The organism is Streptomyces sp. NPDC007872 (assembly GCF_042868165.1).
Lineage (GTDB): Bacteria > Actinomycetota > Actinomycetes > Streptomycetales > Streptomycetaceae > Streptomyces.
On sequence record NZ_JBIAEA010000004.1, the window covers coordinates 416,775 to 431,042 of the forward strand.

Here is a 14,268-nt window from a genome sequence, read left to right on the forward strand (position 1 = left end):
TGAGCCGATATGGCTACCACTTCGCTTGACCTTGCCAAGGTGCGCAACATCGGCATCATGGCTCACATCGACGCGGGCAAGACGACCACCACCGAGCGGATCCTGTTCTACACCGGTGTCTCGTACAAGATCGGTGAAGTCCACGACGGCGCTGCCACGATGGACTGGATGGAGCAGGAGCAGGAGCGCGGCATCACGATCACGTCCGCCGCGACGACCTGCCACTGGCCGCTCGAGAATGTCGATCACACGATCAACATCATCGACACGCCGGGCCACGTCGACTTCACCGTCGAGGTGGAGCGTTCGCTGCGCGTGCTCGACGGTGCTGTCACCGTGTTCGACGGTGTGGCCGGTGTCGAGCCCCAGTCCGAGACCGTCTGGCGTCAGGCGGACCGCTACGGCGTTCCGCGCATCTGCTTCGTCAACAAGCTCGACCGCACCGGCGCCGACTTCCTGCGCTGCGTCGACATGATCGTGGGCCGCCTCGGCGCCACCCCGATCGTCATGCAGCTCCCGATCGGTGCCGAGGCCGACTTCCAGGGCGTCGTCGACCTCGTCCGCATGAAGGCGCTCGTCTGGTCCGCCGAGGCCAGCAAGGGTGAGATGTACGACATCGTCGACATCCCGGCCGACCTGGCCGAGCTGGCCGAGGAGTACCGCGGCAAGCTGGTCGAGACCGTCGCGGAGAACGACGAGGAGCTCATGGAGCTGTTCCTGGAGGGCGTCGAGCCCACCGAGGAGCAGATCTACGCGGCCGTCCGTCGCATCACCATCGCCTCCGGCAAGGGCGGCGACACCACGGTCACCCCCGTGTTCTGCGGCACCGCCTTCAAGAACAAGGGCGTTCAGCCCCTGCTCGACGCGGTCGTGCGCTACCTCCCCTCGCCCCTGGACGTCGAGGCCATCGAGGGCCAGGACGTCAAGGACCCCGAGGTCGTCGTCCGGCGCAAGCCGTCCGACGAGGAGCCGCTGTCGGCCCTCGCGTTCAAGATCGCGAGCGACCCGCACCTCGGCAAGCTCACCTTCGTCCGGATCTACTCCGGTCGCCTGGAGGCCGGCACCGCGGTGCTGAACTCCGTCAAGGGCAAGAAGGAGCGCATCGGCAAGATCTACCGCATGCACGCGAACAAGCGTGAGGAGATCGACTCGGTGGGCGCCGGCGACATCGTCGCCGTCATGGGCCTCAAGCAGACCACCACCGGTGAGACGCTGTGCGACGAGAAGAACCCGGTCATCCTGGAGTCCATGGACTTCCCGGCGCCGGTCATCCAGGTCGCCATCGAGCCCAAGTCCAAGGGTGACCAGGAGAAGCTGGGTGTCGCCATCCAGCGTCTCGCGGAGGAGGACCCCTCCTTCCAGGTCCACTCGGACGAGGAGACCGGCCAGACCATCATCGGTGGCATGGGCGAGCTCCACCTCGACATCCTCGTCGACCGCATGCGTCGCGAGTTCAAGGTCGAGGCGAACGTCGGCAAGCCGCAGGTCGCGTACCGCGAGACGATCCGCAAGACCGTCGAGCGCGTGGACTACACCCACAAGAAGCAGACCGGTGGTACCGGTCAGTTCGCCAAGGTGCAGATCGCGATCGAGCCCATCGAGGGTGGCGACGCCTCCTACGAGTTCGTGAACAAGGTCACCGGTGGCCGCATCCCGAAGGAGTACATCCCTTCGGTCGACGCGGGTGCGCAGGAGGCCATGCAGTTCGGCATCCTGGCCGGCTACGAGATGACCGGCGTCCGCGTCATTCTTCTCGACGGTGGCTACCACGAGGTCGACTCCTCCGAGCTCGCGTTCAAGATCGCCGGTTCGCAGGCCTTCAAGGAGGCCGCGCGGAAGGCTTCGCCGGTCATTCTCGAGCCCATGATGTCCGTCGAGGTCACCACGCCCGAGGACTACATGGGTGAGGTCATCGGCGACATCAACTCCCGCCGTGGTCAGATCCAGGCCATGGAGGAGCGCAGCGGCGCTCGCGTCGTGAAGGGCCTCGTGCCCCTTTCGGAGATGTTCGGCTACGTCGGAGACCTCCGCAGCAAGACCTCGGGTCGCGCAAGCTACTCGATGCAGTTCGACTCCTACGCCGAGGTTCCCCGGAACGTCGCCGAGGAGATCATCGCGAAGGCCAAGGGCGAGTAACTCTCCCGAGTTCACGCTTTAGGCTTGACACCAGACGCCGGGGCTCGGCCCCCGAGACCCGAGGAATCCGGTCCCCGGCGGATGGCATCCCAGCAAAGATCACCTGGCGCCGATGAGCAAGGCGTACAGAACCACTCTCCAGGAGGACCCCCGTGGCGAAGGCGAAGTTCGAGCGGACTAAGCCGCACGTCAACATCGGCACCATCGGTCACATCGACCACGGTAAGACGACCCTCACGGCCGCCATTACCAAGGTGCTGCACGACGCGTACCCGGACCTGAACGAGGCCTCGGCCTTCGACCAGATCGACAAGGCTCCCGAGGAGCGCCAGCGCGGTATCACCATCTCGATCGCGCACGTCGAGTACCAGACCGAGTCGCGTCACTACGCCCACGTCGACTGCCCCGGTCACGCGGACTACATCAAGAACATGATCACGGGTGCGGCGCAGATGGACGGCGCCATCCTCGTGGTCGCCGCCACCGACGGCCCGATGCCGCAGACCAAGGAGCACGTGCTCCTGGCCCGCCAGGTCGGCGTTCCGTACATCGTCGTCGCCCTGAACAAGGCCGACATGGTGGACGACGAGGAGATCCTGGAGCTCGTCGAGCTCGAGGTGCGTGAGCTCCTCTCCGAGTACGAGTTCCCGGGCGACGACCTGCCGGTCGTCCGCGTCTCGGCGCTCAAGGCGCTCGAGGGCGACAAGGAGTGGGGCGAGAAGCTCCTCGGCCTCATGCACGCGGTGGACGAGTCCATCCCGCAGCCCGAGCGTGACGTCGACAAGCCGTTCCTGATGCCGATCGAGGACGTCTTCACGATCACCGGTCGTGGCACCGTCGTCACCGGTCGTATCGAGCGCGGCATCCTCAAGGTCAACGAGACCGTCGACATCATCGGCATCAAGACCGAGAAGACCACCACCACGGTCACCGGTATCGAGATGTTCCGCAAGCTGCTCGACGAGGGCCAGGCCGGTGAGAACGTCGGTCTGCTCCTCCGTGGCATCAAGCGCGAGGACGTCGAGCGCGGCCAGGTCATCATCAAGCCGGGTTCGGTCACGCCGCACACGAACTTCGAGGCCCAGGCCTACATCCTGTCGAAGGACGAGGGTGGCCGTCACACCCCGTTCTTCAACAACTACCGCCCGCAGTTCTACTTCCGTACCACGGACGTGACCGGCGTCGTGACCCTCCCCGAGGGCACCGAGATGGTCATGCCGGGCGACAACACCGCCATGAGCGTCGAGCTGATCCAGCCCATCGCCATGGAGGAGGGCCTGAAGTTCGCCATCCGTGAGGGTGGCCGGACCGTCGGCGCCGGCCAGGTCGTCAAGATCACCGCCTGATCTTGAACTGACCTGGTGACTCGCAGGAGTCGCCGAGCAGTAGGGGGAGGCCCCGCACCGAAAGGTGCGGGGCCTCCTCGCGTTCCCGGGGCTTTCTTCGAGGTCCTCGCGTTCCCGGGGCCGTCGGTTCCGCTACGGCCTCCAGCTCCACGGGCGTCCGTCCGCGCCGAGCCCCACCACGGTCGCGCCCCGCGCCCCCAGGTGCAGCGCGGCCGGGGCCGCCGCCCCGCCCTTCGCCGTACGGACCCGGGTCCGGCCGCCGGCCCGCACCACCGCGCGGCCGCGCGGGTCCGTGCCGAGCAGGACCGTGCCGAGCGCCGCCGACCGCGCGGCGACCACCTCCCCGTACCCGTCGAGACCGGCGTCGCCGGCCGGGCCGAGCAGCCGCGCGTCCGCCGGGGGCCGGTGGAACAGCTCGCCGCCCGCGCTCGCCACCGTGGAGCCGGAGAGCGGCAGCCGCCCCGTCCGCTCCCGTCCGTCCACCCAGTGCCGTACGGACTCCCGGCCCGCCGCGTACACGTGGACGCGGCCCGCGGCGTCCACCGAGACGGCCGGGCCGTCCTGGACCTCGGCGGTCCCGGGGAGCGTCCGCCAGGGGCCCCAGGAGCCGTCCACCGCCCGGACCCGGGTCGAGAGGCGCTTGTCCGCGTTCCGCACGAAGAGGTGGACCCGGCCGTCGGGGGCCGCGACCGCCACCGGGGAGCCGAGCCGGCGCCCCCGGTCGTCCCCGCGCTCCGGGTTCCCCAGGCCCCGCCAGGCGAGGAACGGGCCGCCGGGGGAGCGCTGTTCGAGGAGCACCACCTCGCGCCGGTTGGCGCCGCCGTGCCCGTCGAGCGCGGCGAACCGCACCCCGAGGAGCAGCACCCGCCCGTCGGGCAGGACCGCGGAGCCGAGCGCCGGGACGAGCGGGCCGCCGCCGAGGTCCTCCGGCTCGCCCCAGGCGCCGCCGGGCGCCGACTCGCGCCAGCGGACCGCGCGCAGGCCCAGGACCCCGTACGCCGCGAGCCGGCCGTCCGGCTCCTCGGCGAGGGCCGGGCGGGCGCCGGGCCAGCGGTGGTGGGTGGAGCGGACCCAGCCCTTGCGGTTGGTCAGCGGGCGGTCGCCGCCGACGCCGTAGTCGCCGCAGCCCGAGGGGTTCCCGCACGGCCAGGAGGGGTCGCCGCCGTACGGGACGAGCCGGGCCGCCTTCTCCGCCAGGACCCCCGGCGGGAGGTTCTTGGGCCAGTGCCGGTTGTAGTAGCCGCGGAAGGCCGTCGTGGTGAACGCCGGTATCGGCTCGCCGTCCCGGACCGCGTCCGAGACCCGGCGGCACAGCGCCGCCCAGGTGAAGCAGGCGACCGCCGTGTGGTCCCCGTGGTCGGCGTAGCCGGGCTGCTCGGAGTCCCGCCGCCGGGTGGCCTCGTCGCTGTGCTGGACGTCCGGGTCGGGGTCCAGGGTGTGCACCACGGTGGGCCGGTAGCGGGCGAGCAGCCCGGCCAGGACGCCGACCAGGCCGTCGTAGTCGTAGGTGTCGGCCCGGGTGACGGGGGAGCCGGCCGGCAGGTGGGTGCGCAGCTCCAGGGCGCGGTCCTCCCAGAGCGCGGGCAGGGCCGTGTACCGGCGGGGGGTGTGCATCGGCAGGTTGAGGAAGACCAGCTCGACCCGGCGCCCGCCGTGTGCGAGGACGTCGACCTCGGCCCGCCGGCCGCCGGGGAGCGCCAGCGTGCCCCGCTTCCACGGGGTGAACAGCGGCAGGCCGAGCGCCGCCGCGTACGACTGGCGCAGGCCCTGGTGGCGGGCGGCGGAGTAGGCGGCCCGGTCCGGTGGCGTCCCGGGCATCCCCGCGATCCGGTTCACGCCGGTGTGCTCGCCGGCCGTCACGTACACGGAGACGAGCGGGACGCCCGCGTCGAACAGCCGCTGCGCGTCCGGGTTCATGAAGTACAGGTCGTCGTCCGGGTGCGCGGCGAACTGCATCAGGAGCGCCCGGCGGGCCCGTGCCGACGCGATCGGCTTCCCCGGCGCCGGATCGGCGGTCGGCGCGCTCCGGCGCGGCTCCGGTACGGAGCACCCGGCGGCGGCCGCGGTGACGGCGAGGGCGGCGGTGAGCACCGCCCGGCGGCGGGGTCGGACGTGCTGCACTGCGGGGCCCTTCGCTCGGCGGTCTCCGGGACGGCGGAAACGGACGTCTGTAAGACGGACATCTGTGCGAAGAGGTTGTGCGTGTGCGCAGGCGGGTGCGGGTGGGTGCGAGGGGCGTGCGCGCGGGCGCGTACGAGGGGGCGCGCGGGCGCGGCGGGGCCGGCGGGCGTCTCGGATGGCGGACCCGGGCATCTGCTTACTGGTGCTTGCATTCACATGGATGTAACAGTGAGCACGGCGGCGGGGACGACGGAGTCCCGGAGCGGCCGTCCTCACCTCCCGCGCGCGCGGCAACGGCGCCGAGCGCTCCCACCCGGTTCTCCGCCGGCGTACAGCCGTGCCAGAAGGGGGTTCCACGTGTCGAACCGACCCGACCCGCAGTCCGCCCGCTCCACCCTCGACGCCCTGCGCGCCGAGATCGAACACCGCAATCCGGCGCAGCCCGAGTTCCACCAGGCGGTCCACGAGGTGCTCGACAGCCTCGCCCCGGTGCTCGCGGCCCGGCCCGAGTTCGCCGAGCCGGGGCTCCTGGAGCGGCTCGTCGAGCCGGAGCGCCAGATCGTCTTCCGGGTGCCGTGGCAGGACGACCGGGGCCGGACGCACGTCGACCGGGGCTTCCGCGTCGAGTTCAACAGCGCGCTCGGCCCGTACAAGGGCGGCCTGCGCTTCCATCCCTCCGTCAACCTGGGCATCGTCAAGTTCCTCGGCTTCGAGCAGATCTTCAAGAACGCCCTGACCGGACTCGGCATCGGCGGCGGCAAGGGCGGCAGCGACTTCGACCCGCGCGGCCGCAGCGACGCCGAGGTCATGCGGTTCTGCCAGTCGTTCATGACCGAGCTGTACCGGCACCTCGGCGAGCACACCGACGTGCCGGCCGGTGACATCGGCGTCGGCGGCCGGGAGATCGGCTACCTCTTCGGCCAGTACCGGCGGATCACCAACCGCTGGGAGGCCGGCGTCCTCACCGGCAAGGGCACGGGCTGGGGCGGCTCCGCGATCCGCCCGGAGGCCACCGGCTACGGCAGCGTGCTCTTCGCGGCGGCGATGCTCCGCGAGCGCGGCGAGGACCTGGAGGGCCAGACCGCCGTCGTCTCCGGCTCGGGCAACGTGGCGCTGTATACGATCGAGAAGCTCCTCGCCCTCGGCGCCAACCCGCTCACCTGCTCCGACTCCAGCGGTTATGTGTACGACGACAAGGGCATCGACCTCGACCTGCTGAAGCGGATCAAGGAGGTCGAGCGCGGCCGGGTCGCCGACTACGCCGAACGCCGGGGCGCCTCCGCGCGCTTCGTGCCCGGCGGCCGTGTCTGGGAGGTCCCCGCCGACGTCGCCCTGCCCTCCGCGACGCAGAACGAGCTGGATGAGGACGACGCGGCGACCCTGGTCCGCAACGGCGTGAAGGCCGTCTCCGAGGGCGCCAACATGCCCACGACGGCCGGGGCGGTCCACCTGTTCCAGCGGGCCGGCGTCGCCTTCGGTCCGGGCAAGGCCGCCAACGCGGGCGGCGTCGCCGTCAGCGCCCTGGAGATGGCCCAGAACCACTCCCGCACGTCCTGGAGCGCGGAGAGGGTGGAGGCGGAGCTCGCCGGGATCATGACCTCGATCCACACCGCCTGCCACGAGACGGCCGAGCGCTACGGCGCGCCGGGCGACTACGTCACCGGGGCCAACATCGCGGGCTTCGAGCGGGTCGCCGAGGCGATGCTGGCGCAGGGCGTCATCTGATCCGTACGCACGCACACGCGTGCGTCCGTACGACGGGTCCGCGGGGGCCGGGGGAGGGAGCGTCCGGGATGGGGCACGGTGACGAGGACGTCTTCCTCCGGCGTGCGGCCGGGCCGGAGGAGGTCGAGGACCTGCTGCGCGCGTGCGCGCCGGAGGTCCTCGCCGCCTTCGTGGGCCGGTTCGGCGACTTCGACCTCTGCGAGGGGGTCTTCCAGGAGGTCCTGGTCGCGGCGGCCCGGGAGTGGCCCGAGCGGGGGATCCCCTCCTACGAGCGCAGTCGGCTGCTCACCACCGCCGTCGGCGCGCTGATCGACCGGGTGCGCCGCGCGGAGGCGGACCGGCGCGGCGAGGCCGGGGCCCCGGCCCTCACGGACCGCGCGATCCTGGCGTACGCGGGGCGGGGCGCTCCGGGGGAGGACGTCTGGGAGGGGCCGCTCTCGCTGTTCCTGCTCTGCTGCCACCTGGACCTGCCCCGGGCCGCCCGGACCGCGCTCGTCCTGCGCGTCGTCGGCGGCCTCGGTCCCGCGCGGGTCGCCGCCTTCTTCGACCTGCCCGAGGAGACCCTGGAGCGGTACGTGGCCCGGGCTCGGCGGACGATCGTGGAGGGGGGCTGGGCGAGGGCCCTGCCCGTGGGGGAGGAGCGCGCGGCCCGCCTCGCCGAGGTGCGGTCCGTGCTCCGCTTCGTCCACGACCGGGGACACGCGGCCGAGGCGGCCCGGCTCGCCCGGCTGCTGGACCGGTCCCTGCCGGGCGGGGGGCGGGGCGCGCGGCGTCGAAGCGTGCGCCCCGGCGCATAGGTGTACGTGACGTGGGGTACAGTCTTGGACCCCGATTGGCGGCCGGATGGCCCCGTGTGGCAGACTGTCGGGGTTGCTCGGTTGAGTGCCGATGCTGCGCGCCTCCCGTCGGGAGGACCGGAAGCGAGTCCCACAGTACTCGTCGCTCCTTCTCAGGAGCGGACGTACGGGAATCTTCTGGGAAGCGTCAGCGGGGTACCGGCCAGGCACTCGGTGGGTGTTCTGCCCCCGGCTCGCGGTTCTCGGGACCGCGCCCCCTTGGTTGGGAAGTCCTCAGGGACTTCTGCGTAGAGGGAGCGCGACACGCCCGACCGCGTGGGTCGGAGGCGGAGTCACGAGAGCCCCCGAGTCCAGAGCGTTACGAGACAAAGGACTACTAGTAGCCATGGCGGGACAGAAGATCCGCATCCGGCTCAAGGCCTACGACCACGAGGTCATCGACTCCTCGGCGAAGAAGATCGTCGAGACGGTGACCCGCACTGGTGCGTCGGTCGCGGGCCCGGTGCCGCTGCCCACTGAGAAGAACGTGTACTGCGTCATCAAGTCGCCGCACAAGTACAAGGACTCGCGCGAGCACTTCGAGATGCGCACGCACAAGCGCCTCATCGACATCCTCGACCCCACGCCGAAGACGGTCGACTCGCTCATGCGTCTCGACCTGCCGGCGGGCGTCGACATCGAGATCAAGCTCTGAGGTGACGCGCGAGATGGCTAAGAACATCAAGGGCATCCTGGGCGAGAAGCTCGGCATGACGCAGGTCTGGGACGAGAACAACCGGGTCGTCCCGGTGACCGTCGTCAAGGCCGGCCCGAATGTCGTCACCCAGGTCCGCACGAACGACAGCGACGGCTACGAGTCGGTCCAGATCGCCTTCGGCGAGATCGACCCGCGCAAGGTGAACAAGCCCCTCAAGGGCCACTTCGCCAAGGCCGACGTCACCCCGCGCCGCCACCTGGTGGAGCTCCGCACCGCTGACGCCTCCGAGTACACGCTCGGCCAGGAGATCACCGCCGAGGTCTTCGAGGCCGGCGTGAAGGTCGACGTCACCGGCAAGAGCAAGGGCAAGGGCTTCGCCGGTGCGATGAAGCGCCACAACTTCCGTGGTGGCAAGGCCTCGCACGGTGCCCACCGCGTGCACCGCAAGCCCGGTTCCATCGGTGGCTGCGCCACTCCGGGCCGTGTCTTCAAGGGCATGCGCATGGCCGGTCGCATGGGCAACGAGCGTGTGACCACCCAGAACCTGACCGTCCACGCCGTTGACGCCGAGAAGGGTCTGCTGCTCATCAAGGGCGCCGTCCCCGGCCCCAACGGTGGCCTCGTCCTGGTCCGCACCGCGGCCAAGGGGGTTTGAGGAACCGATGAGCACCATTGACATCCTTTCGCCGGCAGGCGACAAGGCCGGGACCGTCGAGCTCCCCGAGGAGATCTTCGGCGCGAAGGTCAGCGTTCCGCTGATCCACCAGGTCGTCGTCGCGCAGTTGGCCGCGGCCCGTCAGGGCACGCACAAGACCAAGACCCGTGGCGAAGTCCGCGGTGGTGGCAAGAAGCCTTACCGCCAGAAGGGCACCGGCCGCGCCCGTCAGGGTTCGACCCGCGCCCCGCAGTTCGCCGGTGGTGGCGTCGTCCACGGCCCGCAGCCGCGTGACTACTCCCAGCGGACCCCGAAGAAGATGAAGGCCGCCGCCCTCCGCGGTGCCCTCTCGGACCGGGCGAACCACTCCCGCATCCACGTCGTCACCGGCGTGGTCGAGGGCGAGGTCTCCACCAAGGCCGCCAAGACGCTGTTCGGCAAGATCTCGGAGCGCAAGAACCTGCTCCTGGTCGCCGAGCGCTCCGACGAGGCCGCGTGGCTGTCCGCTCGTAACCTGCCCCAGGTGCACATCCTGGAGCCGGGCCAGCTCAACACGTACGACGTGATCGTCTCCGACGACGTGGTCTTCACCAAGGCCGCCCTCGAGTCCTTCGTGTCTGGCCCCCAGACCGCTGAGACCGAAGGGAGCGACGCCTGATGAGCGAGGCCGTCGTCACCAGCAAGACCTTCTCGGACCCGCGTGACATCCTCGTCAAGCCGGTCGTCTCGGAGAAGAGCTACGCCCTGCTCGACGAGAACAAGTACACGTTCATCGTCGCGCCCGGCTCCAACAAGACCCAGATCAAGCAGGCCGTCGAGGCGGTCTTCTCGGTCAAGGTCACCGGGGTCAACACGATCAACCGCCAGGGGAAGCGCAAGCGGACCAAGGCCGGTTTCGGCAAGCGCAAGGACACCAAGCGCGCCATCGTGACCCTTGCTGAGGGCAACCGAATCGACATCTTCGGCGGCCCGACCGCCTGACGGCGGTCGAGTCGTCCGATATCGGACGAGGACTGAGAAATGGGTATCCGCAAGTACAAGCCGACTACGCCGGGCCGTCGTGGCTCCTCCGTAGCCGACTTCGTCGAGATCACGCGGTCCACGCCGGAGAAGTCGCTGGTCCGCCCCCTGCACAGCAAGGGCGGCCGTAACAACACCGGTCGTGTGACCGTCCGTCACCAGGGCGGTGGCCACAAGCGCGCCTACCGCGTGATCGACTTCCGTCGTCACGACAAGGACGGCGTGCCGGCCAAGGTCGCTCACATCGAGTACGACCCCAACCGCACCGCGCGCATCGCGCTGCTCCACTACGTGGACGGCGAGAAGCGCTACATCATCGCCCCCAAGGGTCTGACGCAGGGTGACCGCGTCGAGAACGGCCCCGGCGCCGACATCAAGCCCGGCAACAACCTGGCGCTCCGCAACATCCCGGTCGGTACCACGATCCACGCGATCGAGCTCCGTCCCGGTGGCGGCGCCAAGTTCGCGCGCTCGGCCGGTGCCTCCGTGCAGCTCCTCGCGAAGGAGGGCACGATGGCCCACCTCCGCATGCCCTCCGGCGAGATCCGTCTGGTCGACGCCCGCTGCCGCGCCACCATCGGCGAGGTCGGCAACGCCGAGCAGTCGAACATCAACTGGGGCAAGGCCGGCCGTAAGCGCTGGCTGGGTGTTCGCCCGACCGTCCGCGGTGTGGCGATGAACCCGGTCGACCACCCGCACGGTGGTGGTGAGGGCAAGACCTCCGGTGGTCGCCACCCGGTCTCCCCGTGGGGTCAGAAGGAGGGTCGTACTCGTTCGCCGAAGAAGGCTTCGAACAAGTACATCGTCCGCCGCCGCAAGACGAACAAGAAGCGCTAGGAGCGGGTTTAGATGCCGCGCAGTCTCAAGAAGGGACCCTTCGTCGACGGCCACCTCGTCAAGAAGGTGGACGCCCAGAACGAAGCCGGTACCAAGAACGTCATCAAGACCTGGTCCCGTCGCTCGATGATCATCCCGGCCATGCTCGGCCACACGATCGCGGTGCACAACGGCAAGACCCACATTCCGGTGTTTGTCACCGAGTCGATGGTCGGCCACAAGCTCGGCGAGTTCTCGCCGACGCGCACCTTCCGGGGTCACGTGAAGGACGACCGGAAGTCGAAGCGCCGCTAGTAGCGGGGTGGAATGACCATGACAGACACTGGAAGGACAACCATGGAAGCCAGGGCCCAGGCGCGGTACATCCGCGTCACGCCCATGAAGGCCCGCCGCGTGGTGGACCTTATCCGTGGCATGGACGCCACGGAGGCTCAGGCGGTCCTGCGTTTCGCCCCGCAGGCCGCGAGCGTGCCGGTTGGCAAGGTGCTGGACAGCGCCATCGCCAACGCCGCGCACAACTACGACCACACTGACGCCTCTTCGCTGGTCATCAGCGAGGCGTACGTGGATGAGGGCCCGACCCTGAAGCGGTTCCGTCCGCGTGCTCAGGGCCGTGCCTACCGGATCCGTAAGCGGACCAGCCACATCACCGTGGTCGTCAGCAGCAAGGAAGGAACCCGGTAATGGGCCAGAAGGTTAACCCGCATGGGTTCCGGCTCGGCATCACCACGGACTTCAAGTCCCGCTGGTACGCCGACAAGCTGTACAAGGACTACGTCAAGGAAGACGTCGCCATCCGCCGGATGATGACGTCCGGCATGGAGCGCGCCGGCATCTCGAAGGTGGAGATCGAGCGCACCCGTGACCGTGTGCGTGTGGACATCCACACCGCGCGTCCCGGCATCGTCATCGGCCGTCGTGGCGCCGAGGCCGACCGCATCCGCGGCGACCTCGAGAAGCTCACGGGCAAGCAGGTCCAGCTCAACATCCTCGAGGTCAAGAACCCCGAGATGGACGCCCAGCTTGTCGCTCAGGCCGTCGCCGAGCAGCTCTCCTCCCGCGTCTCCTTCCGTCGTGCCATGCGCAAGAGCATGCAGGGCACGATGAAGGCCGGCGCCAAGGGCATCAAGATCCAGTGCGGCGGTCGTCTCGGCGGCGCCGAGATGTCCCGCTCGGAGTTCTACCGCGAGGGCCGCGTGCCCCTGCACACGCTCCGCGCGAACGTCGACTACGGCTTCTTCGAGGCCAAGACGACCTTCGGCCGCATCGGCGTGAAGGTCTGGATCTACAAGGGCGACGTCAAGAACATCGCCGAGGTCCGCGCCGAGAACGCCGCGGCCCGTGCGGGTAACCGCCCGGCCCGTGGTGCGGGTGGCGCTGGCGACCGTCCCGCCGGCCGTGGTGGCCGCGGTGGCGAGCGTGGCGGCCGCGGCCGCAAGCCGCAGCAGCAGTCCGCGCCGGCTGCGGAGGCCCCCAAGGCCGACGCTCCCGCCGCCGCTGCCGCTCCGGCTGAGAGCACCGGAACGGAGGCCTGACCGACATGCTGATCCCCCGTAGGGTCAAGCACCGCAAGCAGCACCACCCCAAGCGCTCGGGCATGAGCAAGGGTGGTACGCAGGTCGCGTTCGGCGAGTACGGCATCCAGGCCCTCACGCCGGCGTACGTGACCAACCGCCAGATCGAGGCGGCCCGTATCGCGATGACCCGCCACATCAAGCGTGGCGGCAAGGTCTGGATCAACATCTACCCGGACCGCCCGCTGACGAAGAAGCCCGCCGAGACCCGCATGGGTTCCGGTAAGGGTTCTCCGGAGTGGTGGATCGCGAACGTCAAGCCGGGTCGGGTGATGTTCGAACTGTCCTACCCGAACGAGAAGATCGCGCGCGAGGCCCTGACCCGTGCGGCCCACAAGCTGCCGATGAAGTGCAAGATCGTGAAGCGCGAAGCAGGTGAGCTGTGATGTCGGCCGGTACCAAGGCGTCCGAGCTGCGCGAGCTGGGCAACGAGGAGCTTCTCAACAAGCTCCGCGAGGCCAAGGAAGAGCTGTTCAACCTCCGCTTCCAGGCGGCGACGGGTCAGCTCGAGAACCACGGTCGGCTCAAGTCCGTCCGTAAGGACATCGCCCGGATCTACACCCTGATGCGTGAGCGTGAGCTGGGCATCGAGACGGTGGAGAACGCCTGATGAGCGAGAGCAACGTGACTGAGAAGACCGAGCGCAACGCTCGCAAGGTCCGCGAGGGCCTGGTCGTCAGCGACAAGATGGACAAGACCGTCGTCGTCGCTGTCGAGGACCGCGTCAAGCACGCGCTGTACGGCAAGGTCATCCGCCGTACGAACAAGCTCAAGGCTCACGACGAGCAGAACGCTGCCGGCATCGGCGACCGCGTCCTCCTGATGGAGACCCGGAAGCTGTCCGCCACGAAGCACTGGCGCGTCATCGAGATCCTCGAGAAGGCCAAGTAATCACCTAGGGGGTTTCCCTTAGGTTCAGTTCCGCCAGGCTCGGCCGGGGCTTCCTCGTGAAGCCCCGGCCGGGAACCGGCAGACAATCAGGAGATAGACGTGATCCAGCAGGAGTCGCGACTGCGTGTCGCCGACAACACTGGTGCCAAGGAGATCCTTTGCATCCGTGTTCTCGGTGGCTCGGGTCGCCGCTACGCGGGCATCGGTGACGTCATCGTCGCCACCGTCAAGGACGCGATCCCCGGTGGCAACGTGAAGAAGGGTGACGTCGTCAAGGCGGTCATCGTTCGCACCGTCAAGGAGCGCCGCCGCCAGGACGGCTCGTACATCCGCTTCGACGAGAACGCCGCCGTCATTCTCAAGAACGACGGCGACCCTCGTGGCACCCGTATCTTCGGCCCGGTCGGCCGTGAGCTGCGCGAGAAGAAGTTCATGAAGATCATCTCGCTCGCGCCGGAGGTGCTGTAAG

Annotated in this window: 17 protein-coding genes; 16 read left to right on the forward strand and 1 reads right to left on the reverse strand. The window is 69.4% G+C overall.

All coding sequences use genetic code 11. From position 1 onward, the window contains the following. The first annotated feature begins 9 nt into the window (after positions 1-9). Together fusA and tuf are read left to right on the forward strand one after the other, a co-directional pair. Positions 10-2,136, forward strand: coding sequence for an elongation factor G (fusA, locus tag ACFYNX_RS16440; protein ID WP_125657882.1), 2,127 nt, complete (start codon positions 10-12; stop codon positions 2,134-2,136). Between the two features lie 152 nt (positions 2,137-2,288). Next, positions 2,289-3,482, forward strand: a complete 1,194-nt coding sequence (tuf, locus tag ACFYNX_RS16445) for an elongation factor Tu (RefSeq protein WP_026058274.1) — start codon at positions 2,289-2,291, stop codon at positions 3,480-3,482. 132 nt (positions 3,483-3,614) lie between these two features. Here tuf and ACFYNX_RS16450 read toward each other — a convergent pair whose 3' ends face one another. Continuing rightward, entirely contained in the window at positions 3,615-5,603 is a 1,989-nt protein-coding gene (locus tag ACFYNX_RS16450) for a PIG-L family deacetylase (RefSeq protein ID WP_388662055.1), read from the reverse strand. Between the two features lie 357 nt (positions 5,604-5,960). On the opposite strand from ACFYNX_RS16450, the gene gdhA reads away from it, so the two are divergent. The 14 genes from gdhA to rplN all read left to right on the forward strand — a co-directional run bounded on the left by gdhA (position 5,961) and on the right by rplN (position 14,267). Continuing rightward, a complete protein-coding gene (gene gdhA / locus ACFYNX_RS16455) occupies positions 5,961-7,328 on the forward strand; it encodes an NADP-specific glutamate dehydrogenase (protein WP_365542571.1) in 1,368 nt (455 codons plus the stop codon). A 68-nt stretch (positions 7,329-7,396) separates the two neighbouring features. Next, positions 7,397-8,125 carry a sigma factor-like helix-turn-helix DNA-binding protein gene (locus ACFYNX_RS16460; RefSeq protein ID WP_388662057.1) on the forward strand — a complete coding sequence of 243 codons (729 nt, stop codon included), beginning with the start codon at positions 7,397-7,399 and terminating at the stop codon, positions 8,123-8,125. 385 nt (positions 8,126-8,510) lie between these two features. Next, positions 8,511-8,819, forward strand: a complete 309-nt coding sequence (gene rpsJ, locus ACFYNX_RS16465; RefSeq protein ID WP_003948644.1) for a 30S ribosomal protein S10 — start codon at positions 8,511-8,513, stop codon at positions 8,817-8,819. A 13-nt stretch (positions 8,820-8,832) separates the two neighbouring features. Further along, entirely contained in the window at positions 8,833-9,477 is a 645-nt protein-coding gene (gene rplC / locus ACFYNX_RS16470; RefSeq protein ID WP_125657892.1) for a 50S ribosomal protein L3, read from the forward strand. 7 nt (positions 9,478-9,484) lie between these two features. Beyond that, positions 9,485-10,135 (forward strand): 50S ribosomal protein L4, encoded by a 651-nt coding sequence (rplD, locus tag ACFYNX_RS16475; protein ID WP_125657895.1) that lies wholly within the window; start codon positions 9,485-9,487, stop codon positions 10,133-10,135. After that, a complete protein-coding gene (gene rplW, locus ACFYNX_RS16480; RefSeq protein ID WP_053646169.1) occupies positions 10,135-10,458 on the forward strand; it encodes a 50S ribosomal protein L23 in 324 nt (107 codons plus the stop codon). Before rplD ends, rplW begins: the two co-directional genes overlap by 1 nt. A 39-nt stretch (positions 10,459-10,497) precedes the next feature. Continuing rightward, a complete protein-coding gene (gene rplB, locus ACFYNX_RS16485; RefSeq protein ID WP_030208986.1) occupies positions 10,498-11,334 on the forward strand; it encodes a 50S ribosomal protein L2 in 837 nt (278 codons plus the stop codon). Positions 11,335-11,346: 12 nt separating this feature from the next. Next, positions 11,347-11,628, forward strand: coding sequence for a 30S ribosomal protein S19 (gene rpsS / locus ACFYNX_RS16490; RefSeq protein ID WP_015035577.1), 282 nt, complete (start codon positions 11,347-11,349; stop codon positions 11,626-11,628). Positions 11,629-11,670: 42 nt separating this feature from the next. After that, on the forward strand, positions 11,671-12,018 hold the full coding sequence (gene rplV, locus ACFYNX_RS16495; protein ID WP_004571827.1) for a 50S ribosomal protein L22: 348 nt from the start codon (positions 11,671-11,673) through the stop codon (positions 12,016-12,018). Next, complete coding sequence (rpsC, locus tag ACFYNX_RS16500; protein ID WP_030214015.1) at positions 12,018-12,869, forward strand: 30S ribosomal protein S3; 852 nt, start codon at positions 12,018-12,020, stop codon at positions 12,867-12,869. The genes rplV and rpsC overlap by 1 nt, the downstream gene beginning before the upstream one ends. A 5-nt stretch (positions 12,870-12,874) precedes the next feature. Then, positions 12,875-13,294: a 50S ribosomal protein L16 gene (gene rplP, locus ACFYNX_RS16505; protein WP_015035580.1), complete on the forward strand. Its 420-nt coding sequence runs from the start codon at positions 12,875-12,877 to the stop codon at positions 13,292-13,294. After that, positions 13,294-13,518 carry a 50S ribosomal protein L29 gene (gene rpmC, locus ACFYNX_RS16510; RefSeq protein ID WP_017239580.1) on the forward strand — a complete coding sequence of 75 codons (225 nt, stop codon included), beginning with the start codon at positions 13,294-13,296 and terminating at the stop codon, positions 13,516-13,518. The genes rplP and rpmC overlap by 1 nt, the downstream gene beginning before the upstream one ends. Then, on the forward strand, positions 13,518-13,799 hold the full coding sequence (gene rpsQ, locus ACFYNX_RS16515) for a 30S ribosomal protein S17 (RefSeq protein ID WP_015035582.1): 282 nt from the start codon (positions 13,518-13,520) through the stop codon (positions 13,797-13,799). The genes rpmC and rpsQ overlap by 1 nt, the downstream gene beginning before the upstream one ends. 99 nt (positions 13,800-13,898) lie before the next feature. Next, a complete protein-coding gene (rplN, locus tag ACFYNX_RS16520) occupies positions 13,899-14,267 on the forward strand; it encodes a 50S ribosomal protein L14 (protein ID WP_003956455.1) in 369 nt (122 codons plus the stop codon). The last annotated feature ends 1 nt before the right edge of the window (position 14,268 follow it).

Coding starts and splice junctions, on each gene's coding strand:
- rplP (WP_015035580.1), top strand. CDS start 12,875: ATGCTGATCCCCCGTAGGGTCAAGCACCGCAAGCAGCACCACCCCAAG.
- rpsQ (WP_015035582.1), top strand. CDS start 13,518: ATGAGCGAGAGCAACGTGACTGAGAAGACCGAGCGCAACGCTCGCAAG.
- rplC (WP_125657892.1), top strand. CDS start 8,833: ATGGCTAAGAACATCAAGGGCATCCTGGGCGAGAAGCTCGGCATGACG.
- rpsC (WP_030214015.1), top strand. CDS start 12,018: ATGGGCCAGAAGGTTAACCCGCATGGGTTCCGGCTCGGCATCACCACG.
- rplV (WP_004571827.1), top strand. CDS start 11,671: ATGGAAGCCAGGGCCCAGGCGCGGTACATCCGCGTCACGCCCATGAAG.
- rpsS (WP_015035577.1), top strand. CDS start 11,347: ATGCCGCGCAGTCTCAAGAAGGGACCCTTCGTCGACGGCCACCTCGTC.
- rpmC (WP_017239580.1), top strand. CDS start 13,294: ATGTCGGCCGGTACCAAGGCGTCCGAGCTGCGCGAGCTGGGCAACGAG.
- ACFYNX_RS16460 (WP_388662057.1), top strand. CDS start 7,397: ATGGGGCACGGTGACGAGGACGTCTTCCTCCGGCGTGCGGCCGGGCCG.
- fusA (WP_125657882.1), top strand. CDS start 10: ATGGCTACCACTTCGCTTGACCTTGCCAAGGTGCGCAACATCGGCATC.
- rpsJ (WP_003948644.1), top strand. CDS start 8,511: ATGGCGGGACAGAAGATCCGCATCCGGCTCAAGGCCTACGACCACGAG.
- rplW (WP_053646169.1), top strand. CDS start 10,135: ATGAGCGAGGCCGTCGTCACCAGCAAGACCTTCTCGGACCCGCGTGAC.
- rplD (WP_125657895.1), top strand. CDS start 9,485: ATGAGCACCATTGACATCCTTTCGCCGGCAGGCGACAAGGCCGGGACC.
- rplB (WP_030208986.1), top strand. CDS start 10,498: ATGGGTATCCGCAAGTACAAGCCGACTACGCCGGGCCGTCGTGGCTCC.